We start from the raw sequence: 24,267 nt of genomic DNA, 5'->3' as shown, positions 1-24,267 counted from the left end.
ATTACCATCAAAAACCAGGAAGCCGATCATACTTTTTTAAAATGACTGGCATCTCTCCCCTGCTTTCCGCCACACTATCAGCAGAGAAACGCATTAAGGATTTTGCATGTCAGAAAATGAAAACCTGCTGCTGAGATTGCGCCAGAGCGTTGATGGATATAGCCGAACACAGCAAAAGCTGGGTGAGTTCGTGCTCAGCGATCCGGCAAAAGTTGTCTACCTGACGATTACCGAACTGGCGCGCGAAAGCGATACCAGCGAGGCAAGCGTTACGCGCCTGTGCCGTACGCTGGGGTGTAAGGGTTACAACGAATTTAAGATGGCGCTCGCGCTCGATCTCCAGCAAGAACAGCCGGTAGAGCACAGCGGTGATGAAATTGACAATGTAGTCAATGAATCCGTACAAGCGCTGCAGGACACAGCAAAATTACTCGACAGGACATTACTGGAAGCTGCTGCTCTGGCGCTACATCAGGCTCAGTCGGTACAGATTTATGGCGTGGCTGCCAGCGCCATTCTGGGGGAGTATTTACATTACAAGCTCCTGCGTCTGGGCAAACCCGCGCAACTGTTCAGCGACATGCACCGCGCAGCCATGAATGCCACTACGCTTAGCAAAAACACGCTCGTGGTAGCGATATCCAGTTCTGGCTCTACCCGCGATCTGCTGCACGTCGTAAAACTGGCGCGTAAGCAAGGCGTGCGCGTGCTGGCACTGAGTAATACGCCACGCAGTCCGCTGGCCTCGCTGAGCGATATTCAACTGGTCGCAGCCAAACCAGAAGGTCCATTGAGTGCTGGCGCGCTAAACGCCAAAGTGGGAGTAATGCTGTTGGTAGAACTGCTCACCACATCGCTGATTGCGCTGGATGAAAAGTACAGTGATGTGAGCCAGCAAACCGCCAGCGCGACCTTACCGCTACTGCTTTAAAGACATAAAAAAACCCGCCGCAGCGGGTTTTTACGTTAAGAGCTAAAGAACAGGATTAAGCCTGACCTTTGATCTCTTTACGACCGTTGTACGGTGCTTGTTCACCCAGAGCTTCTTCGATACGAATCAGCTGGTTGTACTTAGCAACGCGGTCAGAACGGCTCATAGAACCGGTTTTGATCTGGCCTGCAGCGGTACCAACAGCCAGGTCAGCGATGGTAGCGTCTTCAGTTTCGCCAGAACGGTGAGAGATGACAGCGGTGTAGCCAGCGTCTTTCGCCATTTTGATCGCAGCCAGAGTTTCGGTCAGAGAACCGATCTGGTTGAATTTGATCAAGATGGAGTTAACGATGCCTTTTTCGATGCCTTCTTTCAGGATCTTGGTGTTGGTTACGAACAGGTCGTCACCAACCAGCTGGATTTTGTCGCCCAGTACTTTAGTCTGGTATGCGAAACCATCCCAGTCAGACTCGTCCAGACCATCTTCGATGGACACGATCGGGTACTGTTTGGTCAGTTCTTCCAGGAAGTGGGTGAATTCTTCAGAGGTGAACGCTTTGTTGCCTTCGCCAGCCAGAACGTATTTACCGTCTTTGTAGAATTCAGACGCTGCACAGTCCATCGCCAGAGTGATGTCTTTGCCCAGCTCGTAGCCAGCTGCTTTAACCGCTTCAGCGATTACGGACAGAGCTTCAGCGTTGGAACCCAGGTTCGGCGCATAGCCGCCTTCGTCACCCACTGCAGTGTTCATACCTTTGGCTTTCAGAACTTTAGCCAGGTTGTGGAACACTTCAGAACCCATACGTACAGCTTCTTTCAGGGTTTTAGCGCCAACAGGCTGAATCATGAATTCCTGGATGTCGACGTTGTTGTCAGCGTGCTCACCACCGTTGATGATGTTCATCATCGGAACCGGCATGGAGTATTTGCCCGGAGTGCCGTTCAGTTCAGCGATGTGAGCATACAGCGGCAGGCCTTTAGCGGCGGCAGCAGCTTTAGCAGCAGCCAGAGAAACAGCCAGGATGGCGTTTGCACCGAAGTTGGATTTGTTTTCAGTACCGTCCAGATCGATCATGATCTTGTCGATGCCAGCCTGATCTTTAGCATCTTTACCCAGCAGAGCCTGAGCAATCGGGCCATTCACAGCTGCAACAGCTTTCAGTACGCCTTTACCCATGAAACGGGATTTGTCGCCATCGCGCAGTTCCAGTGCTTCGCGGGAACCAGTAGAAGCACCTGACGGAGCTGCTGCCATACCAACGAAACCACCTTCCAGGTGTACTTCGGCTTCAACAGTCGGGTTACCACGGGAGTCGATGATTTCACGACCGATGATTTTAACGATTTTGGACATTAGATTTTCCTCAGTACAAGTTAAACTAAAACTCCAGACAAACAATGCACCCTGAAGGGTGCATTGCCGTTCTAACTTATTTACTTCTTACTTCGCCTGACGCTTCTGATGTTCACTGGCGGCTTTCACAAAGCCGGCAAACAGCGGGTGTCCATCACGTGGCGTGGAAGTAAATTCCGGGTGGAACTGACAGGCCACGAACCACGGATGATTCGGTACCTCAATGATCTCGACCAACTGATCATCACCGGAACGGCCTGCAATACGCAGACCCGCAGCTTCAATCTGTTTCAACAGCATATTGTTGACTTCGTAGCGGTGGCGATGGCGTTCAACAATTGTCGGCGCGCCGTACAGTTGACGAACCAGGCTATCGTCGCTCAACTGACACTGCTGCGCGCCAAGGCGCATTGTGCCGCCCAGATCGCTCTTCTCGGTACGGACTTCGACGTTACCGTCTTCATCGCGCCATTCGGTAATCAGAGCCACCACCGGATACTTACAGTCTGGCACAAATTCCGTGGAGTTGGCGTTGTCCATACCCACTACGTTACGTGCAAACTCAATCAACGCAACCTGCATACCCAGGCAAATGCCCAGATAAGGAATATTGTTCTCACGCGCAAAGCGCGCTGTCGCGATTTTACCTTCAACACCACGGTAGCCGAAGCCGCCTGGGATCAGGATTGCATCAAGACCTTTCAGGATCTCAACGCCGCGCGTTTCGACATCTTGCGAATCGATCAGCTTGATGTTGACGGTGACACGATTCTTCAGACCACCGTGCTTCAGTGCCTCGATAACTGACTTATAGGCATCCGGCAGTTCAATGTACTTGCCGACCATACCGATAGTCACTTCGCCTGCCGGATTCGCTTCTTCGTAGATAACCTGTTCCCATTCTGACAGATTAGCTTCCGGACAGTTCAAGCTGAATCGTTTACAAATATAATCGTCAAGGCCCTGGGATTTCAACAGGCCCGGAATTTTATAGATGGAATCGACATCTTTCAGAGAAATCACCGCTTTTTCCGGAACGTTACAGAATAATGCAATTTTTGCACGTTCATTAGCCGGAACTGCGCGATCGGAGCGACAAATCAGGATATCTGGCTGAATACCGATAGAAAGCAACTCTTTTACCGAGTGCTGAGTCGGTTTAGTTTTGACTTCACCTGCCGCCGCCATGTACGGAACCAGCGTCAGATGCATAAACAGCGTGTGCTCGCGGCCAATTTCTACGGCCATCTGGCGAATCGCTTCAAGGAACGGCAGAGATTCGATATCCCCAACGGTTCCGCCGATTTCAACCAGAACAACATCATGACCTTCACCGCCTTCCAGAACACGTTCTTTAATGGCATTCGTGATGTGCGGGATAACCTGAACGGTAGCGCCCAGGTAGTCGCCACGGCGTTCTTTACGCAGAACGTCGGAGTAAATACGACCCGTGGTGAAGTTGTTGCGGCGACTCATTTTAGTACGAATGAAACGCTCGTAGTGACCCAGGTCCAGGTCGGTTTCAGCGCCGTCTTCGGTAACGAACACTTCCCCGTGTTGGATTGGGCTCATAGTACCTGGATCAACGTTGATGTACGGATCCAGTTTCATCATGGTCACATTGAGGCCACGGGCTTCAAGAATGGCTGCCAGGGAGGCTGCGGCAATGCCTTTTCCCAGAGAGGATACGACCCCGCCGGTCACAAAAATATAGTTCGTTGTCATGCTGGACCTGAGAAGTTAGGGTGAAACGATGGAATTACCAAGACGGGAAAGTAGTATACCCGAACATGACGAGCGCCACAAACTTTCATTATTCCTCCTCTTCACCAGGCTCACATTAACATCGGGAGTGAAAAAATAGCCCCTTTGGGGTAAATGTTTTTGACGTAAATCAAGCGCTTGTTATTTAAAAAATCACACAAATCGCCCTTGACCGACGAAATCCCTTAGAGATCAATTTCCTGCCGTTTTACCTGTTGCCAGACTTCTTCCATAGTTTCCAGATCAACACCAGTCATTTCCAGACCCCGAGCCGCCACAATTCGTTCAACCTCACGAAAACGTCGCTCAAATTTCTCGTTCGCTTTTTGCAATGCGGTCTCTGCTTTAGTGCCTAAATGGCGCGCCATATTGACCGTGGCAAACAGCAGATCGCCCATTTCCTCCTCCAGTTTAGCCTGGTCGACAACAGCCTGCCTCGCCTCAAACATGACTTCATCGATCTCTTCGTAAACCTTGTCGACAACCGGTCCTAATGTTTTCCAGTCGAAGCCAACATTTGAGCAGCGTTTCTGGATTTTTTGTGCACGCATTAACGCCGGTAAACTACGGGGAATATCGTCGAGTGCGGAATGCTGTGCCTTCTCAGCGCGCTCTTCGGTTTTGATTTGCTCCCAACGGGTTAGCACCTCGGTGCTGTTACTGGCGGAAACATCAGCAAAAACATGCGGGTGGCGACGTTCAAGCTTATCGCTTATCGCTGCACAGATATCATCAAAGTTGAAGCGCCCTTCTTCCTGCGCCATCTGGGCATAAAATACCACCTGAAACAGCAGGTCACCCAGTTCTCCACGCAGGTCATCGAAGTCTTCACGCGCAATCGCGTCCAGCACTTCATAGGTTTCTTCGAGAGTGTAAGGGGCAATAGTGGCGAATGTCTGCTCTTTGTCCCACGGACAGCCGTTTTCCGGATCACGCAGGCGCTGCATTATACCGAGCAGCCGATCGATTTGGTTCATGTGACAATCCTGGAGATTTGAGTAACTGTTGGCCGGATAAGGCATTTATGCCGCCATCCGGCCTACGTTCGTATTAATTACCGTGCAGACGGCGTGCGTCGATCACATCCGGCACCTGGTTAAGCTTGCCGAGCACGCGTCCGAGCACCTGCAGGTTGTAGATTTCGATGGTCATATCGATGGTGGCAAGCTGTTGTTTGGTATCACTCCGGCTGGCAACGCCCAGCACGTTCACCTTCTCGTTGGCAAGAATAGTGGTGATATCACGCAACAAGCCGCTGCGATCGTTAGCCTGGACGCGAACCACCAGCGAATATCCTGCCGAGTAGCTTTCGCCCCAAACCGCGTCAACAATACGTTCCGGCGCATGCGAGCGCAGTTCATTCAGCTGTTCGCAATCCGCCCGGTGGACCGAAATACCACGTCCTTGAGTGATAAACCCGACAATTTCATCACCTGGAATCGGCTGGCAACAGCGAGCGATGTGGTGCATCAGATTACCCACCCCTTCAACCACCACGCGACCATCGTCTTTACGGCGGCTCTGCGGCGCTTGCGTTTTCTGCTGAAGCTGTTTCAGCGCGGCGGCATCCTGCTCTGCAGCGCTTGGCTTATTAAACTGCGCCTGCAGGAAGTTCACCATCTGGTTAAGGCGGATGTCGCCTCCACCAATCGCCGCCAGAAGCTCATCCAGTTCATTGAAGCTGTAGCGCGGCAGCAGGTGCTTTTCCGCTTCTTTCAGGCTAATACCTAAATGCGCCAGCTCATCGTCGAGGATCTGGCGACCCGCCAGGATATTTTTATCGCGATCCTGTTTACGGAACCAGGCGTGGATCTTCGAACGCCCACGACTGGTGGTCACGTAGCCGAGGTTAGGATTCAACCAGTCGCGGCTTGGGTTTGGCTGTTTCTGGGTGATAATTTCAATTTGATCGCCCATCTGCAGTTGGTAAGTAAACGGTACGATGCGCCCGCCAATTTTCGCGCCAATGCAACGATGGCCCACATCGCTGTGGATGTGATAAGCAAAATCGAGCGGCGTGGAGCCTGCAGGCAGATCTACAACGTCGCCTTTCGGCGTAAAGACGTAAACCCGGTCATCAAAGACCTGGCTACGGACTTCATCCAGCATTTCGCCGGAATCAGCCATCTCTTCCTGCCAGGCGATCAGTTTACGCAGCCATGCGATACGATCTTCATGACCGGAGCGTGCCGCGCCTGAGGCTGTGCCCTCTTTGTATTTCCAGTGCGCAGCAACGCCCAGTTCGGCATCTTCGTGCATCTGTTTGGTGCGGATCTGAATTTCAATGGTTTTCCCGCCCGGCCCCAGCACAACCGTATGGATTGACTGGTAGCCGTTGGGTTTCGGGTTCGCGACGTAGTCATCGAACTCATCCGGCAGATGGCGATAGTGAGTATGTACTATTCCGAGCGCGGCGTAGCAATCCTGTAAACGCTCCGCCACGATACGCACCGCGCGCACATCGAACAGTTCATCAAAGGCTAACTGTTTTTTCTGCATTTTGCGCCAGATGCTGTAGATGTGCTTCGGACGTCCGTAAACTTCGGCTTTGACGCCTTCCGTTTTCATCTCTGAGCGCAAATGACCGACGAATTCATCAATGTAGTGTTCGCGATCGATACGACGTTCATGCAGCAGCTTGGCAATACGTTTGTATTCAGCCGGGTGCAGATAACGGAAGCAGTAATCTTCCAGCTCCCATTTTAACTGCCCAATACCCAACCGGTTAGCCAGCGGGGCATAGATATTGGTGCACTCTTTTGCTGCCAGAACGCGTTCATCTTCCGGTGCGTCTTTCACTTCACGCAGATGTGCAATGCGCTCCGCCAGCTTGATGACCACACAGCGGAAATCATCCACCATAGCCAGCAGCATGCGGCGGACGTTATCGACCTGCTCGGAAGAGACTGAATCGGTATGCGTGGCTTTAAGCTGGCGTATCGCCGCCATGTCACGCACACCGTGGATAAGATGAACAATGGATTTGCCCACGCTCTCGCGCAGGATGTCTTCACTGACGACGTTGGCATCAGCCAGAGGGAAAAGCATTGCTGCGCGCAACGTGTCGATATCCATGCTCAACATAGAGAGGATTTCTACCATCTCCACGCCACGCCACAGCAGCAGCTCTGCATCCGGATGCCCCTGTGTTTGCTGCAGGCAGTACGCCCAGGTTTCGGCTAAGCGTTCACACGACTGCTGGCTGGAGATCCCCAGACTCGCGATCCATTTCTTTGGATCAAACTCACCAGCTTTATTTAAATGTGCACTTCTTACCGCAACCATCGTCCTCTCCTTAAGGGGCATGGCCTGTCGAAGTCGACAAGCCGAACCCATTGTTTTTCACACAGCATTACAACCCGAAATCCAATGGGTATTAAGTTCATTACAAACGCTCAAACAGGACCATTGATTCCAGGTGTCCTGTGTGCGGGAACATATCGAGCATCGCCAGCCGCCGGATGGCATATCCCGCATTGAGCAAAGCATCGCTGTCACGAGCCAGCGTTGCCGGGTTACAGGATACATAAACAACGCGTATAGGTTCTAATTTTATAATATGTTGCATCACACCAGCAGCACCCGCACGCGCAGGATCGAGCAAAACTTTGTCGAATCCGTTTTTAGCCCAAGGCTGCCGGGTAACATCTTCCTCAAGGTTTTCATGAAAGAATGTCACATTGTGTAATCCGTTATTCAGCGCATTTTCCCGGCCTTTTTCCACCAGCGCCGGTACCCCTTCCACGCCGACCACGCTTGCAGCTCGGGTCGCCAGCGGCAGAGTAAAATTGCCCATTCCGCAGAACAGATCGAGCACACGCTCTCCTGGTTGAACATCGAGCCATTCCAACGCTCGGGCCACCATTTGCTGGTTTACCCCTTCATTGACCTGAATAAAATCACGCGGGCTGAAGGTTAACCGTAGTCCATTTGAATCATACCAGGGCGATTCTTCTGATATTGATTCCAGTATCTCGCTTTGCGGGGCCAGAAACAAAGACAGCCCCTGAGAATGCGAAAAGCATTCCAGTTTTTCTTTATCCACAGCACTTAATGGCGCCGTGTGGCGCAAAATCATCAGGGTTCCGCTCCCTGCCTGCACCAGTTCGACATGCCCAAGATGGCGTAACCCTTGTAGACTTTCCAGGCACGCCCTGATGTGGGGCAATAGCGCCTCAAGCTGGGGCACCAAAACAGGGCATTGTTTGACATCGATAATGTCGTTAGAGCCGGATTTGCGAAAACCCATCTGCAATTTTTGCTCTTTTGGCCGATAGCTCAGGCTCAAACGTGCACGGCGACGATAGCCCCACGGCGTATCAGCTATAACATCCGACACTTCACATTTCATTAAACGCGACAACGCCGCGCTTTTACTACGCTGCTGTAACGAGATGCTGGCATGCTGTTGCTGGCAGCCACCACACACGCCAAAATGCGGGCAACGTGGCACTTCACGCTCAGGGCTGTTGTTCAAACGTCGTTTTACTTGCGCGCGGGCGAACTGTTTTTTATCTTCGGTAATCACCACCTCGGCGCTTTCCTGAGGTAGCAATTCCGGTATAAACAACGCCTTTCCGTTATGGCGAGCAACACCCTGACCAAAAGGATCGAGGTCATTGACGGTAACGGTTATGATCTGACGCGTCGTCACGCGTCGTTTTGCAGAGTAGAATTGCGCCATCGACGAGATATGTCTCTTTTTAACAGTGTGACCCTAATTGTCCCATAACGGAACTCCATGACCAACTACAGCCTGCGCGCACGCATGATGATTCTGATCCTGGCCCCGACCGTCCTGATTGGTTTGCTGCTCAGTATCTTTTTTGTTGTGCATCGCTATAACGACTTGCAGCGTCAACTGGAAGATGCTGGCGCCAGCATCATTGAGCCACTCGCGGTCTCAAGCGAATATGGCATGAACCTGCAAAACAGGGAATCCATCGGCCAACTGATCAGCGTACTGCATCGTCGCCATTCCGATATCGTGCGGGCAATTTCTGTCTATGACGAAAATAACCGACTGTTTGTCACATCCAATTTTCATCTCGATCCGTCTGAAATGCAGCTGGCTACCGGGTCACCGTTTCCCCGTAAGCTGAGCGTCACGCGACTCGGAGATATCATGATCCTGCGCACCCCGATTATCTCGGAAAGGTATTCGCCGGATGAATCTGCCTTAAGCGACGCGAAAAATGACAAAAATATGTTGGGGTACGTGGCGCTGGAGTTAGACCTTAAGTCAGTAAGATTGCAGCAGTATAAAGAGATTTTTATCTCCAGCGTAATGATGCTGTTTTGTATCGGGATTGCGTTAATTTTTGGCTGGCGCCTGATGCGCGACGTGACCGGCCCGATTCGCAATATGGTGAATACCGTTGACCGAATACGACGAGGACAGCTCGATAGCCGCGTGGAGGGTTTCATGCTGGGCGAGCTGGATATGCTCAAAAATGGTATTAACTCGATGGCGATGTCACTTGCGGCCTACCATGAAGAGATGCAGCACAACATCGATCAGGCCACCTCTGATCTGCGCGAAACGTTGGAACAGATGGAAATCCAGAACGTCGAACTGGATCTGGCTAAAAAGCGGGCCCAGGAAGCGGCGCGTATTAAGTCTGAGTTTCTGGCTAACATGTCGCACGAGCTGCGAACCCCGCTCAATGGCGTGATTGGTTTCACCCGTCTGACACTAAAAACCGAGCTCAACTCCACGCAGCGCGATCACCTGAATACGATTGAACGCTCGGCCAACAATCTGCTGGCCATCATCAATGATGTGCTCGACTTCTCCAAACTTGAGGCGGGCAAGCTGATTCTGGAAAGTATCCCATTCCCGCTGCGCAGCACACTCGATGACGTCGTCACGCTGTTAGCGCACTCATCCCACGATAAAGGGCTTGAGCTGACGCTGAATATTAAGAATGACGTACCGGACAACGTCATCGGCGATCCGCTGCGCTTACAGCAGGTGATCACTAATCTGGTCGGCAATGCCATCAAATTTACCGAAGGCGGTAATATCGATATATTGGTCGAGAAACGCGCGCTCAGTAATACAAAAGTACAAATTGAAGTGCAAATCCGCGATACCGGAATTGGTATCCCCGAGCGCGATCAGTCACGCCTGTTCCAGGCCTTCCGCCAGGCGGATGCCAGTATTTCCCGCCGCCACGGCGGTACCGGACTGGGCCTGGTCATTACGCAAAAACTGGTCAATGAAATGGGCGGAGATATCTCCTTCCACAGTCAGCCGAACCGGGGATCCACGTTCTGGTTCCATATCAGCCTCGATCTCAACCCTAACGTTCTCATTGATCGCTCAACCACGCTTTGTCTGGCCGGTAAGCGACTGGCTTACGTCGAACCTAACGCCACTGCAGCACAATGCACATTAGATATTTTGAGTGAAACGCCGCTGGAGGTGATTTACAGCCCTTCATTCTCTGGGCTGCCGAAGGATCACTACGATATTCTGTTGCTTGGCGTACCGGTCACGTTACGCGAACCGCTCACCATGCAGCATGAGCGCCTGGCAAGCGCAGCGGCGATGACCGACTTTTTGTTACTGGCCTTGCCTTGCCATGCGCAAATTAACGCCGAGAAATTGAAACAGGGCGGCGCGGCGGCGTGCCTGTTGAAACCGCTCACCTCAACCCGTTTACTGCCTGCATTGACAGAGTATTGTCAACTGAACCACAGCATAGATCCGCTGTTGTCAGACGAGAGCAAAATCGCGATGACCGTCATGGCAGTGGACGACAACCCGGCGAACCTCAAGCTTATTGGCGCACTGCTGGAGGATAAAGTGCAGCAAGTTGTGCTCTGCGACAGCGGGCACCAGGCAGTGGATCGCGCCAAACAGATGCAGTTTGATCTGATCCTGATGGATATTCAGATGCCAGACATGGACGGTATTCGCGCCTGCGAGCTGATCCACCAGCTTCCTCATCAACAACAGACGCCGGTCATTGCGGTCACCGCGCATGCTATGGCCGGGCAGAAAGAGAAGTTGCTCAGCGCCGGGATGAACGATTACCTGGCGAAGCCTATCGAGGAAGATAAGCTACATAATCTGCTGTTACGCTATAAACCCGGCGCAAGCGCAGCGCTTAGGGCGCTCGCCGTTGACCCCGTTGAGCCGATCGTCAATCCGAATACCACGCTCGACTGGCAGTTGGCATTAAGACAAGCCGCAGGTAAAAACGATCTGGCGCGGGATATGCTGCAAATGCTGCTCGATTTTCTGCCCGAGGTACGTAATAAAATTGAAGAACAGCTGGTCGGTGAAAACCCTGAAGGGCTGGTGGATATGATCCATAAGCTGCACGGTAGCTGCGGTTATAGCGGCGTTCCCCGCATGAAAAACCTGTGTCAGCTTATTGAGCAGCAATTACGTAGCGGGACCAAAGAAGAAGAGCTGGAACCTGAGTTTTTAGAGCTTCTGGATGAAATGGATAACGTTGCCCGTGAAGCAAAGCGCTTATTAGGGTAAAAATCGCCGGATGCGGAATGAGCACCGCATCCGGCCTGAAAATTCAACGTAATTGCTGCCCTGCTTTGAGCGTCGCAGCCACGTTTCGCGCTGTCATTCGGACATTCTCACTCGCGTTCTTCAACGCCTCATCCAGCGTACAAATGGTATAGATAACGCTGAAAACTGCATCCAGCCCATGCTCATGCACAACACCGACATCGGCCGTCAGGCTACCAGCAATACCAATCACCGGTTTGTTATAACGCTTTGCAACTTTTGCCACGCCAACCGGAACCTTACCGTGAATGGTCTGGCTGTCGATGCGTCCTTCACCAGTAACCACTAAGTCCGCATCCGCAACGCAGGCGTCAAGATGTAACGCATCCGTCACTATCTCAATACCGCAGCGTAGCTGTGCGCCACAGAAGGCATACAGCGCCGCCTCCATACCACCAGCAGCACCACCGCCGTCCAGATCCAGCACGTTGACATCCAGATCGCGAGCGATCAGCTGCGCATAGTGCGAAAGCGCCCGATCGAGGCGGGTAATCATCTCCGGCGTTGCCCCCTTTTGCGGGCCAAAAACCGCAGAAGCGCCCTCTTCACCGGTCAACGGGTTGGTGACATCGCAAGCCACTTCAATACGACACGCGGCAAGGCGCTGGTCTAACTGAGATATATCAATCCGCGAGAGCGATTCGAGGCCAGCACCGCCATGGCCAATATCGTTATCTTGCGCATTCAGCAATTTTGCTCCCAGCGCTTGTACCATCCCCGCGCCGCCATCATTGGTGGCGCTGCCGCCAATCCCGATAATGATATGCTCAACGCCAGCGTCCAGCGCATGACGGATTAACTCCCCGGTTCCCCAGGAAGTGGTTTTCAGCGGATCGCGTAACCCCACGGGAACTTGCTCCAGCCCACTGGCGGCAGCCATTTCGATAAACGCCGAACGCTCATCACCAGATAAACCGTAAAATGCCCGAATCGTGTTGCCCAAAGGGCCGGTAACATCAACATGCACAAGGTGACCTTGTGTTGCGGCAACCATCGCTTCGACCGTTCCCTCACCGCCGTCAGCGACCGGGAGCTTCACGTAATCCGCGTCAGGCCAGATCTCACGAAATCCCATCTCAATAGCCGTTGCCACTTCAAGCGCACTCAAACTTTCCTTATAGGAATCCGGTGCGATTACTATTTTCATAAAGCATCCTTACGCATGTTGACTGTGTTAAGCATACACCAGGAGAAAAACCGCCCACCAATTGGGAGCGGTCCCAGCTCACTTAGCGTACCATGCACGGACGCTTATTATCAAACGTCCAGTTAGGGATCAGATACTGCATGCCCATCGCATCATCACGCGCCCCCAGCCCATGTTGCTGATACAGCTCGTGGGCTTTCATCACCTGATCCATATCCAGCTCCACACCCAGACCCGGTTTTGCCGGTACCTGCACCATGCCGCCTTTAATCTCAAACGGCTCTTTGGTCAGGCGTTGGTTACCTTCCTGCCAGATCCAGTGGGTATCGATCGCGGTAATTTTGCCCGGAGCCGCCGCCGCAACATGCGTAAACATCGCCAGTGAAATATCAAAGTGGTTGTTAGAGTGCGAGCCCCAGGTTAACCCGAATTCATGGCACATCTGCGCCACGCGGACAGAACCCTGCATCGTCCAGAAATGCGGGTCCGCCAGCGGGATGTCCACTGACTGCAATGACAGGGTATGCCCCATCTGACGCCAGTCGGTGGCGATCATATTGGTGGCGGTCGGCAGGCCAGTGGCACGACGGAATTCCGCCATGACTTCACGACCGGAGAAGCCCTGCTCGGCGCCACAAGGATCTTCCGCATACGCCAGCGATCCTTTCAGGTACTTACCAATTTTAATCGCTTCATTTAGCGACCACGCGCCGTTTGGATCCAGCGTCACGCGGGCCTGCGGGAAACGCTTCGCCAGCGCAACGATAGATTCCGCTTCCTCTTCCCCGGCCAGCACGCCGCCTTTCAGTTTAAAGTCGTTGAAACCATACTTCTCATACGCAGCTTCCGCCAGGCGCACTACCGCATCCGGAGTCATCGCCTCTTCATGACGCAGGCGATACCAGTCGCACTTCTCATCCGGCTGACTCTGGTACGGCAGCGGCGTCGCTTTACGGTTGCCGACAAAGAACAGATAACCCAGCATTTCAACTTCGCTACGCTGTTGTCCGTCACCCAGCAGAGAGGCGACGTTAACACCCAAATGCTGACCCAGCAGATCCAACATGGCCGCTTCGATCCCGGTAACCACATGAATAGTGGTACGTAAATCAAAGGTCTGCAAACCGCGACCGCCCGCATCACGATCGGCAAAAGTATTGCGTACCGCATTCAGCACGTTTTTGTATTCACCTAACGTTTTGCCTACCACCAGCGGGATCGCATCTTCCAGCGTTTTGCGGATTTTTTCTCCGCCGGGAATTTCACCCACGCCGGTGTGGCCGGAGTTATCTTTGATAATCACAATATTACGCGTGAAGAATGGAGCATGTGCGCCGCTCAGGTTCATCAGCATACTGTCATGACCCGCAACCGGGATCACCTGCATCGCGGTCACGACTGGGGTAGTAAATTGTGCACTCATCATTAAGTCCTTATTCAAAATTAGTGGCGGCCGAAAACGGGACGTTTACGGTCAAAAGTCCATCCGGGGATCAGATACTGCATTGGACCCGCGTCATTACGCGCACCACCGGGCAGTCTCTTGTAGGCTTCATGAGCCTTGTTAACCTGATCCCAGTCCAGCTCTACGCCCAGTCCAGGCGCTTCAGGAACAGCAATTTTCCCGTTCTTAATCTCCAGCGGATTTTTGGTCAGACGGCAATCGCCCTCCTGCCAGATCCAGTGGGTATCGATAGCCGTCGGGGTGCCCGGCGCAGCGGCGCCAACGTGGGTGAACATCGCCAGCGAAATATCAAAATGATTGTTAGAGTGGCAGCCCCAGGTCAGTCCCCAGTCATCGCATAACTGTGCCACGCGTACCGCGCCGGAAAGGGTCCAGAAGTGCGGATCGGCCAGCGGAATATCGACTGAGTTCAGCATCACCGCATGGCCCATCTCACGCCAGTTGGTGGCTATCATGTTCGTTGCTACCGGTAAACCAGTTGCACGGCGGAACTCGGCCATCACTTCGCGCCCGGAAAAGCCCTGTTCAGCGCCGCACGGATCTTCGGCGTAGGTCAGCACATCGTTCAGGCCTTTACACAGGGAGATGGCCTCATCCAGCAACCAGGCACCGTTGGGATCAACCGTAATACGCGCATCCGGGAAGCATTTTTTCAGCGCACGAGCGGTGTCGATTTCCTGCTCGCCAGGCAGTACACCGCCTTTGAGTTTGAAGTCTTTAAAACCGTATCGATCCTGAGAAGCCTGGGCCAGACGTACCACGGCTTCGCTATTCATTGCGTGCTGGTGACGCAGGTGATACCACTCATGGTTTCCCGGCGTGCTTTCCAGATACGGTAAATCGGTCTTTGTGCGATCGCCCACGTAGAACAGATAGCCGAGCACGGTGACCGCATCGCGCTGCTTGCCCGGCCCTAAAAGTTCACAGACCGGTACGTTGAGCGCCTTACCCAACAGGTCGAGCAGCGCTGCTTCCAGCGCTGCCACCGCGTTTACCCGTAGCTCAAACGTCCAGGCGCCTTTGCCAAAGGTGTCAAAATCAGCGGCCTGATTACCTTTGTGCACCTGCTGAACCACCTTATTCAGGCGCGCGACTTCCTGACCCAAAACCATCGGAATAGCGTCAACCAGCGTCTGATAAATCACTTCGCCGCCCGGCGCTTCACCGACGCCGGTATTGCCGGCGTTATCGGTAAGAACCACAATATTGCGGGTGAAATATGCATTGTGCGCACCGCCAATATTTAGCAGCATGCTGTCATGACCGGCCACCGGGATGACCTTCATATCGGTAATAACGGGGCTTGATTGTGTTGTCATCATCATTGTCCTGCGACAGGTTTCAGTTCGATACGTTTAATATCACCCACCAGCACCAGATAGCTCACCACCGCAATCAGCGCATGCAACCCGACGTAAATCAACGCGCCATTAAACGAGCCGGTGGTCCCTACGATGTAGCCGATAGCAATTGGCGTGACGATGCCGGAGATGTTGCCAAACATGTTGAACAAACCGCCGCTCAGACCGCTGATCTCTTTAGGTGCAGTATCAGCCATCACCGCCCAGCCCAGGGCACCGATACCTTTGCCGAAGAAGGCCAGCGCCATAAAGCCGATGATCATCCACTCCACGTTGACGTAGTTACAGAACACCATCACCATCGACAGCAGCATGCCGAGTACGATTGGTGTTTTACGGGCGATATTCAGCGAACCGGTACGACGCATCAGCCAGTCGGAAATAATGCCCCCGAGCACGCCGCCTGCAAATCCGCAAATGGCCGGAACCGAAGCGACAAAACCGGCTTTCAAAATCGACATACCGCGAGCCTGCACCAGATAAACCGGGAACCAGGTGATAAAGAAGTAGGTCAGCGCGTTAATGCAGTATTGCCCGATGTAAATACCGATCATCATCCGTGAGCCCAGCAGCTGTTTGATTTGCCCCCACTTCACGCTGAACGGCACTTTAGCTTTGGCGGCCGCCTGATCCATGTTGATCAGCGCCCCGCCTTCAGCAATGTACTCCAGCTCTTTTTGGTTTACGCCCGGGTGCTGGTTTGGTTCATGAATCACCTTCAGCCAGATAAAGCTGATAACAATCCCGAGGCCGCCCATAAAGAAGAACACATGCGACCAGCCCACTTCGTGGGTCAGCCACCCCATGATTGGCGCAAAAATAACGGTGGCAAAGTACTGCGCAGAGTTAAAGATTGCGACTGCCGTGCCCCTCTCCTGTGCCGGGAACCATGCCGCAACTATCCGACTATTGCCAGGGAAGGAAGGTGCTTCAGCTAAACCGACAAGGAATCGCAACGTAAACAGCGCAACGATAATGCCGAAGCCGCTAAAGATATCGACGAAGCCCTGCAGCAGGGTAAACATGGACCAGATAAAGATGGACCAGAAATAAACACGTTTTGAACCGAAGCGGTCGAGCAACCAGCCGCCAGGGATCTGACCGATAACATAGGCCCATGAGAATGCGGAGAAGACGTACCCCATCCCGACGGCATCCAGGCCAATGTCTTTGGCCATCTCCGAACCGGCAATAGATAAAGTGGCGCGATCGCCGTAGTTAAAGGATGTGACGATAAACAACATCACCACTATCCAGTAGCGAGCGTTAGTGCGTTTTTCCGCGCTGCTCGCCGCCTGACTTAATGAACTCATTGTTGCACTCCTGAATCTTGGCTGTCGCCAGTTCATTCTGTACAGCACCTGTAGGGTGATCAGAATGAGAGGTTAGTGTGTGGCAGTTTTGGTACAGCTCAGGGCCGTTTTATTCTGACTCGCTGCCTTTCCGGGAACTGACGGGAAAAGTATATGAAGGAGTGGCTCTTACCCTCACCGTGCATGAACACAACATTAGAGAGGCAGTAAGAATTTGTTTGGGGCATAAGCCCAAAGCAGTGGAAGTTAGTTCACGTAATTGGGGTTTTATTGCCGGGTGGCGGCTTCGCCTGACCCGGCCTACGGTTCAAACGGGGGTTGTATGCCCGTACGGGCGAGAGATTATTTGAGCAAGGTTCCCCAGTTTTCTACCCAGGGGTTGGATTCGCTTTCTGGTTCAGGATGTTCGCTGGCGTCAATCAGCAACATTTCACCCACGCGCTGTGCGCTTTGCTCCTGTAACAGCGCATCAAACTGTTTGCCACCATTGCAGAAATTAACGTAGCTGCTGTCGCCCAGCGCAATGACTCCGTAATGCAGATTTGGCTGGAAACCGAGATTATCTTTGATCCCCTGAAACAGCGGCACGATGCTATCGGGCAGATCGCCCTGCCCGGTCGTTGAGGTCACCACCAGCACATATTTATCCTGATATACCTGCCAGTCGCTGAGCTCCGGATCTTCAAACACCGTGGCTTTATGACCCTGTGCCGTCAAAATTGCCTCGGCCTCTTCAGCAACCAGCAGTGCGTTTCCGTACATCGTGCCGACAAAAATTCCAATTTCCGCCATAACCGTAATCTCCTGGGACTTAAGAATCTATCTGCTCATCCTGACCTGACCGCTCGACGAACTCAACCCTTTCATTCTCAGGGAGAAGTCCACGCCAGCCAAATTGTGACAATGCCTGCATCCAGACGTCATCCAGCCCGGCGCGAATAACCAGCGGTTCGCCGGTGAAAGGATGGGTCAGCGCAAGCTGGCTGGCATGCAGCATTAATCGCTGACAACCGAAATGCTCCGCGGCGCTGCGGTTTTGCCGTAAATCACCGTGCTTGCTGTCGCCAATAATCGGATGGCGCAAGTGCGCCAGATGGCGTCTGAGCTGGTGTTTTCGACCGGTTTTAGGATCCAGCTCCACCAGTCCATAACGGGTGGTCGGATAACGTCCGGTCGCCACCGGCATTTCTACCGTTGCCAGGCCGCGATAATGAGTGACGGCAGGCTGCGGGCCTTTATCATCACGGGCAAACTTATCGGCGATCTTATCCAGCTCTTCTACCAACGGGTAATCCAGCACGGCCTCATCCATCAACCAGCCACGCACAATCGCATGATAGCGCTTGTGAATTTTATGCTGTTCAAACTGCTGGGACAGCAACCGTCCGGCTTCGCTGGATAGCCCCATCAGAAGTACGCCGGAGGTTGGTCTGTCGAGTCGATGGGCGGTAAAAACGTGCTGACCAATCTGGTCGCGCACCGTTTGCATCACCACCACTTTTTCATCCCGGTCGAGCCAACTGCGGTGAACCAACCAGCCAGATGGTTTATTGACTGCAACCAGCCATTCGTCCTGATAGAGAATCTCCAGCATCAGGCGTTATCACTGGTAAACAGCGCATCCAGCTCCTGCAATGCCGCCAGGAGAATTTCGCGTTGTGGGTGATCGGCAGCCAACGCCATTTCGTAATACGGTGCGACAGCAAAAGCCTGCGGAAGCGGCTGCGCGTTATCGAGCAGCATATGCATGCGCGGAATCAATACCCATTGCAGCCACTCAACCGGCTCCATGGTATCCATACAAAAAGGCTGCGTGCTGGTAAACAGATGCTCTGCGGGCTCATCCATCCGCCAGTGATGATGTTCACGCAGTAGCGCTTCAAGCGTGTGTAACTGCTGGCGCACACGGTCATGAGTCGTCATGAAATTAACCTCAATGATGAAAAAATCTGGCGCGAAGAATAGCACTAGTGAAGGGAAATAAAAAAAGGGAGCACTGTAAAAACAGTGCTCCCGGTTCGTTTCGCAGCATTCCAGCTACTTTTAGTGCTCCCTGCTCATCCGTGACAACTTTTCCTGTGGTCTTGCGACCGCGTTCATCCTGAACTTTTGCATCCTGCTCACATCACCCCGATATGAAAACTTCATCCTGAAGTGTCCTGGCCATCCTGACCCGCCGAACATCCTGACCGGCTCTCATTCTCCATCCTGGAGGTGTCCTTTAACGCATCCAGCGTTTTCCTCTTTGCTTCGTCCTGAAGCCTGTCCTTGCAACACCGTCCTGGTGTGTCCTGCCGAAAAGCCATCATCCTGATGTTCTCTTCGTTGTACGACTCCTTGTCGACAGGTATAGAATCGCCTGTTTCGCCTTATCTTACAAGACGCTTATAGACATACCCTTAAGATTATTTTCGTATGAAAGCGGAAAATAAAACATTAACAACATGAATAATAAGGAATTAAATTTTTACCCATTCGTTAAGTCTTCACTCATTATCTGACAATGTCCTACAGGGTTTGTAAGAGATCTCTCACAAGGTTCAGAGTAAACTGGATTACAGAACTGGCTTAAGTTGAGTGAGGAATTCCGCAAGTGAGGCCGCAAGTACCGTCCGTTTACGGGTTCCCAGCGTTTCTTTGCACACTTCACCGGACAGATTGCACACCGAAATGACGTCAAGCTCATTGTCCTGTGTGGCAATAAAAAGCGTAGGAGAGAGCTTAAGGCGTTTTTGCGTAACCAAGTGGCCAATCAGGTTTTCCTGTACGCGTCTGAAGTCATCTTCAGACCAGGTTTGCAGAAGAGTAAGTTTCTCATCCGCAAATTGTGCGTGCATGTCCCCGGCAAACTGAGTGGTATAAAAAGCGTGAATGGCAGGTTGTATCACAATATCAAAAGCGCGTTCAACCGCACTGACGTTTTCTTCGCCAACAAAAGGCTGTGGTTGCCAGAAAACCGCATCGCCTGTGGAAGAAATGATACACGGAGAGGGTACGCCATACAGCTCTTCGCTGAGCGGCCAGCTGTCATTTTTCTCATGCCACGCGTCGCAATAACGCGTCGTAAAGGCTGTTAACGCCTGCGCTGTCAATTCGTCCACTGATTTCTCTCTTCACAAAAGCCAGGATACACTTGTCGCATAGTGTATCTGGTTTATGACGGTGAAACATGTCCTCTTATGAAAATCATCAGGCGCTTGACGGCCTGACTCTCGGTAAATCAACAGATTACCGGGATAATTACGATGCCAGCCTGCTTCAGGGCGTGCCACGCAGCCTGAATCGCGATCCGTTGGATTTAAAAGCTGACAATCTGCCTTTTCACGGTGCCGATATCTGGACGCTGTATGAGTTGTCATGGTTGAATGCCAACGGTTTACCACAGGTCGCGGTCGGTCATGTAGAACTGGATTACACCAGCGTCAACCTGATTGAATCGAAAAGCTTTAAGCTTTACCTGAACAGTTTTAACCAGACCCGTTTTGACTCCTGGGAAGCGGTACGCCAGACGCTGGAAAACGACCTGCGCGCCTGTGCTCAGGGCCATGTCAGCGTGGCGCTGTTCCGCCTTGACGAAATGGAAGGGCAGCCGATAGCCCACTTTAACGGCACCTGTATCGACAATCAGGATATCGTCATCGATAACTACCAGTTCAGCACTGAGTATCTGGAAAATGCCGTAAGCGGTGAAAAAGCGGTGGAAGAGACGCTGGTCAGCCATCTGCTGAAGTCCAACTGTTTAATCACACACCAGCCAGACTGGGGCTCCATACAAATTCAGTATCGCGGACGTAAAATCGACAGAGAGAAGCTGCTGCGTTACCTGGTCTCCTTCCGCCACCATAATGAGTTTCATGAACAGTGCGTGGAACGCATTTTCAATGACATTCTGCGCTTCTGCCAGCCGGAGAAACTGAGCGTCTACGCGCGCTACACGCGACGTGGCGGCCTGGACATTAACCCATGGCGCACTAACACCGATTTCACTCCGGCAACCGGTCGTCTGGTACGTCAGTAATCTTTTTTCTCAATTTTGCGTGTCGAATTCCGCGCGCAAGGTTGTGAAAGGTCATAAGCCAGGGCTATTGTAATCAATAGAGGATGATGTCTCTCGTCCCGTAAGGAGTTTACTTGATTACACATATTAGCCCACTTGGCTCAATGGACATGTTGTCGCAGCTGGAAGTCGAATTGCTTAAACGCACGGCCAGCAGCGACCTGTATCAACTGTTTCGTAACTGTTCGCTTGCCGTTCTGAACTCCGGCAGTTTGACCGACAACAGCAAAGAGCTGCTGTCACGCTTTGAAAGTTTCGACATAAACGTGCTGCGCCGCGAACGGGGCGTGAAGCTGGAACTGATCAACCCGCCTGAAGATGCGTTTGTTGATGGACGCATTATTCGCGCGCTGCAGGCCAACCTGTTCGCCGTGCTGCGCGACATTCTGTTCGTCAATGGCCAAATCCATAACGCCGGCCGTTTTCAGCATCTGGATCTCGAAAGCTCGGTGCATATTACCAACCTGGTATTCTCGATCCTGCGTAATGCCCGCGCGCTACACGTTGGTGAAGCGCCTAATATGGTCGTCTGCTGGGGCGGTCACTCAATCAACGAAAATGAGTACCTGTACGCTCGTCGCGTCGGCACCCAGTTAGGCCTGCGCGAACTGAACATCTGCACCGGCTGCGGTCCGGGGGCGATGGAAGCGCCAATGAAAGGCGCTGCTGTCGGTCACGCCCAGCAGCGATACAAAGACAGCCGCTTTATTGGCATGACCGAACCGTCAATCATTGCCGCTGAGCCACCTAACCCGCTGGTTAACGAACTGATCATCATGCCGGACATTGAAAAACGTCTGGAAGCATTCGTACGCATCGCCCACGGTATTATCATCTTCCCGGGCGGCGTAGGGACAGCAGAAGAGCTGTTGTATCTGCTGGGGATCCTGATGAACCCGGCGAACAAAGATCAGGTGTTGCCGCTGATCCTGACCGGACCAAAAGAGAGCGCCGACTACTTCCGCGTGCTGGACGAATTTATTGTGCACACGCTGGGAGAAGACGCGCGTCGCCACTATCGCATTATCATTGACGACGCTGCGGAAGTGGCGCGCCTGATGAAAAAAGCGATGCCGCTGGTGAAAGAGAACCGCCGCGATACCGGTGATGCCTATAGCTTTAACTGGTCGATTCGTATTGCACCTGATTTGCAGATGCCGTTCGAGCCGTCCCATGAAAACATGGCTAACCTGAAGCTGTACCCGGATCAGCCCGTTGAAGTACTGGCGGCCGACCTGCGCCGTGCATTCTCGGGGATTGTGGCGGGTAACGTGAAGGAAGTTGGGATCCGCGCCATTGAAGAGTTTGGCCCGTATAAAATCCACGGCGACCGCGAAATGATGCGCCGCATGGACGATCTCCTGCAGGGCTTTGTCGCACAGCATCGCATGAAGTTACCAGGCTCTGCGTATATCCCTTGCTACGAGATTAGCGCCTGACCACCTACATCCGCGAGCAGTCGCTTTTGCGGTGACAATTTTGTCCATACCGAAGCCGGGGCTGGCGCATCAGCCACCCGGCTTTTTTTAGTGATACCAGTCACATAGCTCGGAACATTATATAGATATCAGTGATTTTTCTTTAAAAATGACACGCAAGGCAAACGATTGCCTACAAAATCCAACCGTGATTTATCTTAGGAAATTATTATCAATCGCTAAATTCCTCTAAAAACAACATCTTTTGTAGCGTAACCCTCGTATCCCCGCACCTTCGCTTTCATGATATATGTCGTTAATGTTAGCCTTCGCGCCAGTAAATTCGCTTTGACTATTTTTTAACAGCTTAATGGTCCAAATTTATCCACATAAAAGGTGGATTATTGCATTTGAGATCGCGATCACTGATAGATTCATTACTTAAATGTATCTTTCCGCCCGCAAATTATTACGGCGAAAAATTACATAAAAAATCGCTCAACGAATTTTGATTTACAGTCGGGTTCTTTTTCATTGGATTGACCCAAAACCCGACTTTTTAAGCTTCCTCCAGGAGAAATAGATGGAAAACACTCAAACCAGCACTATCGTTACGGGCCAGACCCGCAGCGCATGGCGCAAGACAGACACCATGTGGATGCTGGGCCTTTACGGCACGGCGATTGGCGCGGGTGTATTGTTCCTGCCAATCAACGCAGGCGTAGGCGGTATGATTCCGCTGATCATCATGGCGATCCTTGCTTTCCCGATGACCTTCTTTGCACACCGCGGCCTGACTCGCTTTGTGCTGTCCGGTAAAAATCCGGGTGAAGACATCACTGAAGTAGTAGAAGAACACTTCGGTGTTGGCGCGGGTAAACTGATTACTCTGCTCTATTTCTTCGCTATCTACCCGATTCTGTTGGTTTACAGCGTAGCAATCACCAATACCGTGGAAAGCTTCCTGACCCACCAGTTGGCCATTACGCCGCCACCGCGCGCAATTCTGTCTCTGATCCTGATTGTCGGCATGATGACCATCGTGCGTTTCGGCGAGCAGATGATCGTGAAAGCGATGAGCATCCTGGTATTCCCGTTCGTTGCAGCCCTGATGCTGCTGGCGCTGTACCTGATCCCTCAGTGGAGCGGCGCGGTTCTGGAAACCCTGTCCTTTGACTCTGCAGCAACCACCGGCAACGGTCTGCTGTTGACCCTGTGGCTGGCAATTCCGGTAATGGTGTTCTCCTTCAACCACTCACCGATCATCTCCTCTTTCGCCGTGGCGAAACGTGAAGAATACGGTGATGAAGCTGAGAAGAAATGCTCCAAGATTCTGGCATTCGCTCACATCATGATGGTACTGACCGTTATGTTCTTCGTCTTCAGCTGCGTATTCAGCCTGACCCCGGCGGATCTGGCTGCGGCGAAAGAGCAGAACATCTCTATCCTGTCTTACCTGGCGAACCACTTTAACGCACCGATCATTGCCTGGATGGCACCGATCATCGCGATTATCGCTATCACCAAATCCTTCCTCGGCCACTACCTGGGCGCGCGTGAAGGTTTCAACGGTATGGTGATTAAGTCTCTGCGTGGTAAAGGCAAATCCATCGAAATCAACAAACTGAACAAAATCACTGCGCTGTTCATGCTGGTCACCACCTGGATTGTGGCAACGCTGAACCCGAGCATCCTCGGTATGATTGAGACCCTGGGTGGCCCAATCATCGCGATGATTCTGTTCCTGATGCCGATGTATGCCATTCAGAAAGTACCGGCAATGCGTAAGTACAGCGGCCATATCAGCAACGTCTTCGTTGTCATTATGGGCCTGATCGCTATCTCCGCTATTTTCTACTCTCTGTTCAGTTAATTCCCCTGCGCCGCTCCTTGGGGCGGCGCACCTCGATACACAATGGA

The 24,267-nt window shown here is 52.4% G+C and carries 18 protein-coding genes; 5 read left to right on the top strand and 13 right to left on the bottom strand.

Annotated elements, in window-relative coordinates; translation table 11 throughout:
- The first annotated feature begins 106 nt into the window (after positions 1 to 106).
- Positions 107 to 931, top strand: a complete 825-nt coding sequence (locus tag NMD08_RS05540) for a MurR/RpiR family transcriptional regulator (protein WP_151218247.1) — start codon at positions 107 to 109, stop codon at positions 929 to 931.
- Positions 932 to 986: 55 nt separating this feature from the next.
- Here the strand turns inward: NMD08_RS05540 and eno are convergent, their stop codons facing one another.
- From eno to rlmD, 5 genes are all read right to left on the bottom strand, one after another.
- Complete coding sequence (eno, locus tag NMD08_RS05535) at positions 987 to 2,285, bottom strand: phosphopyruvate hydratase (RefSeq protein WP_151218248.1); 1,299 nt, start codon at positions 2,283 to 2,285, stop codon at positions 987 to 989.
- An 87-nt stretch (positions 2,286 to 2,372) separates the two neighbouring features.
- Positions 2,373 to 4,010, bottom strand: coding sequence for a glutamine hydrolyzing CTP synthase (pyrG, locus tag NMD08_RS05530; protein ID WP_003034127.1), 1,638 nt, complete (start codon positions 4,008 to 4,010; stop codon positions 2,373 to 2,375).
- A 224-nt stretch (positions 4,011 to 4,234) separates the two neighbouring features.
- On the bottom strand, positions 4,235 to 5,026 hold the full coding sequence (mazG, locus tag NMD08_RS05525) for a nucleoside triphosphate pyrophosphohydrolase (RefSeq protein ID WP_151218249.1): 792 nt from the start codon (positions 5,024 to 5,026) through the stop codon (positions 4,235 to 4,237).
- Positions 5,027 to 5,099: 73 nt separating this feature from the next.
- The gene (relA, locus tag NMD08_RS05520) at positions 5,100 to 7,334 is read right to left on the bottom strand and encodes a GTP diphosphokinase (RefSeq protein WP_151218250.1); all 2,235 of its coding nucleotides are present in this window, start codon (positions 7,332 to 7,334) and stop codon (positions 5,100 to 5,102) included.
- A gap of 100 nt (positions 7,335 to 7,434) precedes the next feature.
- A complete protein-coding gene (rlmD, locus tag NMD08_RS05515; protein WP_151224273.1) occupies positions 7,435 to 8,733 on the bottom strand; it encodes a 23S rRNA (uracil(1939)-C(5))-methyltransferase RlmD in 1,299 nt (432 codons plus the stop codon).
- Positions 8,734 to 8,790: 57 nt separating this feature from the next.
- Between rlmD and barA the strand changes: the two genes are divergently transcribed.
- Positions 8,791 to 11,547, top strand: coding sequence for a two-component sensor histidine kinase BarA (barA, locus tag NMD08_RS05510; protein ID WP_151224274.1), 2,757 nt, complete (start codon positions 8,791 to 8,793; stop codon positions 11,545 to 11,547).
- Between the two features lie 43 nt (positions 11,548 to 11,590).
- Here barA and NMD08_RS05505 read toward each other — a convergent pair whose 3' ends face one another.
- From NMD08_RS05505 to syd, 8 genes are all read right to left on the bottom strand, one after another.
- Positions 11,591 to 12,733: a glycerate kinase gene (locus tag NMD08_RS05505; protein WP_370619697.1), complete on the bottom strand. Its 1,143-nt coding sequence runs from the start codon at positions 12,731 to 12,733 to the stop codon at positions 11,591 to 11,593.
- An 82-nt stretch (positions 12,734 to 12,815) separates the two neighbouring features.
- On the bottom strand, positions 12,816 to 14,156 hold the full coding sequence (gene gudD / locus NMD08_RS05500; RefSeq protein WP_151218254.1) for a glucarate dehydratase: 1,341 nt from the start codon (positions 14,154 to 14,156) through the stop codon (positions 12,816 to 12,818).
- A gap of 20 nt (positions 14,157 to 14,176) precedes the next feature.
- Positions 14,177 to 15,517, bottom strand: coding sequence for a glucarate dehydratase family protein (locus NMD08_RS05495; RefSeq protein WP_252838645.1), 1,341 nt, complete (start codon positions 15,515 to 15,517; stop codon positions 14,177 to 14,179).
- A 2-nt stretch (positions 15,518 to 15,519) separates the two neighbouring features.
- Positions 15,520 to 16,872, bottom strand: coding sequence for a galactarate/glucarate/glycerate transporter GudP (gene gudP / locus NMD08_RS05490; protein WP_370619695.1), 1,353 nt, complete (start codon positions 16,870 to 16,872; stop codon positions 15,520 to 15,522).
- Between the two features lie 342 nt (positions 16,873 to 17,214).
- Positions 17,215 to 17,664, bottom strand: coding sequence for a flavodoxin (locus tag NMD08_RS05485; RefSeq protein ID WP_003846536.1), 450 nt, complete (start codon positions 17,662 to 17,664; stop codon positions 17,215 to 17,217).
- A 19-nt stretch (positions 17,665 to 17,683) separates the two neighbouring features.
- Complete coding sequence (truC, locus tag NMD08_RS05480; protein WP_187258932.1) at positions 17,684 to 18,466, bottom strand: tRNA pseudouridine(65) synthase TruC; 783 nt, start codon at positions 18,464 to 18,466, stop codon at positions 17,684 to 17,686.
- Positions 18,466 to 18,795, bottom strand: coding sequence for a YqcC family protein (locus NMD08_RS05475; protein ID WP_151218257.1), 330 nt, complete (start codon positions 18,793 to 18,795; stop codon positions 18,466 to 18,468). Before NMD08_RS05475 ends, truC begins: the two co-directional genes overlap by 1 nt.
- A gap of 632 nt (positions 18,796 to 19,427) precedes the next feature.
- Positions 19,428 to 19,973 (bottom strand): SecY-interacting protein, encoded by a 546-nt coding sequence (gene syd, locus NMD08_RS05470; protein WP_151218258.1) that lies wholly within the window; start codon positions 19,971 to 19,973, stop codon positions 19,428 to 19,430.
- 68 nt (positions 19,974 to 20,041) lie between these two features.
- On the opposite strand from syd, the gene queF reads away from it, so the two are divergent.
- From queF to NMD08_RS05455, 3 genes are all read left to right on the top strand, one after another.
- Positions 20,042 to 20,890, top strand: coding sequence for an NADPH-dependent 7-cyano-7-deazaguanine reductase QueF (gene queF, locus NMD08_RS05465; RefSeq protein ID WP_151218259.1), 849 nt, complete (start codon positions 20,042 to 20,044; stop codon positions 20,888 to 20,890).
- A 113-nt stretch (positions 20,891 to 21,003) separates the two neighbouring features.
- Positions 21,004 to 22,368 carry a nucleotide 5'-monophosphate nucleosidase PpnN gene (gene ppnN / locus NMD08_RS05460; protein WP_151224277.1) on the top strand — a complete coding sequence of 455 codons (1,365 nt, stop codon included), beginning with the start codon at positions 21,004 to 21,006 and terminating at the stop codon, positions 22,366 to 22,368.
- Between the two features lie 562 nt (positions 22,369 to 22,930).
- Positions 22,931 to 24,220 carry an HAAAP family serine/threonine permease gene (locus NMD08_RS05455; RefSeq protein ID WP_151218260.1) on the top strand — a complete coding sequence of 430 codons (1,290 nt, stop codon included), beginning with the start codon at positions 22,931 to 22,933 and terminating at the stop codon, positions 24,218 to 24,220.
- Positions 24,221 to 24,267 lie beyond the last annotated feature (47 nt).

This window comes from Citrobacter meridianamericanus (assembly GCF_041320245.1).
In the GTDB taxonomy this organism is placed as follows: domain Bacteria; phylum Pseudomonadota; class Gammaproteobacteria; order Enterobacterales; family Enterobacteriaceae; genus Citrobacter; species Citrobacter meridianamericanus.
Note: the sequence above shows the minus strand (reverse complement) of the source record. Positions and strands in the feature narration are given on the sequence as shown.

What these genes read in the sequence shown, in the direction of transcription:
- eno (WP_151218248.1), bottom strand. Translation starts at nt 2,285, where the DNA reads ATGTCCAAAATCGTTAAAATCATCGGTCGTGAAATCATCGACTCCCGT.
- barA (WP_151224274.1), top strand. Translation starts at nt 8,791, where the DNA reads ATGACCAACTACAGCCTGCGCGCACGCATGATGATTCTGATCCTGGCC.
- truC (WP_187258932.1), bottom strand. Translation starts at nt 18,466, where the DNA reads ATGCTGGAGATTCTCTATCAGGACGAATGGCTGGTTGCAGTCAATAAA.
- queF (WP_151218259.1), top strand. Translation starts at nt 20,042, where the DNA reads ATGTCCTCTTATGAAAATCATCAGGCGCTTGACGGCCTGACTCTCGGT.
- relA (WP_151218250.1), bottom strand. Translation starts at nt 7,334, where the DNA reads ATGGTTGCGGTAAGAAGTGCACATTTAAATAAAGCTGGTGAGTTTGAT.
- NMD08_RS05505 (WP_370619697.1), bottom strand. Translation starts at nt 12,733, where the DNA reads ATGAAAATAGTAATCGCACCGGATTCCTATAAGGAAAGTTTGAGTGCG.
- mazG (WP_151218249.1), bottom strand. Translation starts at nt 5,026, where the DNA reads ATGAACCAAATCGATCGGCTGCTCGGTATAATGCAGCGCCTGCGTGAT.
- gudD (WP_151218254.1), bottom strand. Translation starts at nt 14,156, where the DNA reads ATGAGTGCACAATTTACTACCCCAGTCGTGACCGCGATGCAGGTGATC.
- gudP (WP_370619695.1), bottom strand. Translation starts at nt 16,872, where the DNA reads ATGAGTTCATTAAGTCAGGCGGCGAGCAGCGCGGAAAAACGCACTAAC.
- NMD08_RS05475 (WP_151218257.1), bottom strand. Translation starts at nt 18,795, where the DNA reads ATGACGACTCATGACCGTGTGCGCCAGCAGTTACACACGCTTGAAGCG.
- NMD08_RS05455 (WP_151218260.1), top strand. Translation starts at nt 22,931, where the DNA reads ATGGAAAACACTCAAACCAGCACTATCGTTACGGGCCAGACCCGCAGC.
- pyrG (WP_003034127.1), bottom strand. Translation starts at nt 4,010, where the DNA reads ATGACAACGAACTATATTTTTGTGACCGGCGGGGTCGTATCCTCTCTG.
- NMD08_RS05495 (WP_252838645.1), bottom strand. Translation starts at nt 15,517, where the DNA reads ATGACAACACAATCAAGCCCCGTTATTACCGATATGAAGGTCATCCCG.
- NMD08_RS05540 (WP_151218247.1), top strand. Translation starts at nt 107, where the DNA reads ATGTCAGAAAATGAAAACCTGCTGCTGAGATTGCGCCAGAGCGTTGAT.
- rlmD (WP_151224273.1), bottom strand. Translation starts at nt 8,733, where the DNA reads ATGGCGCAATTCTACTCTGCAAAACGACGCGTGACGACGCGTCAGATC.
- NMD08_RS05485 (WP_003846536.1), bottom strand. Translation starts at nt 17,664, where the DNA reads ATGGCGGAAATTGGAATTTTTGTCGGCACGATGTACGGAAACGCACTG.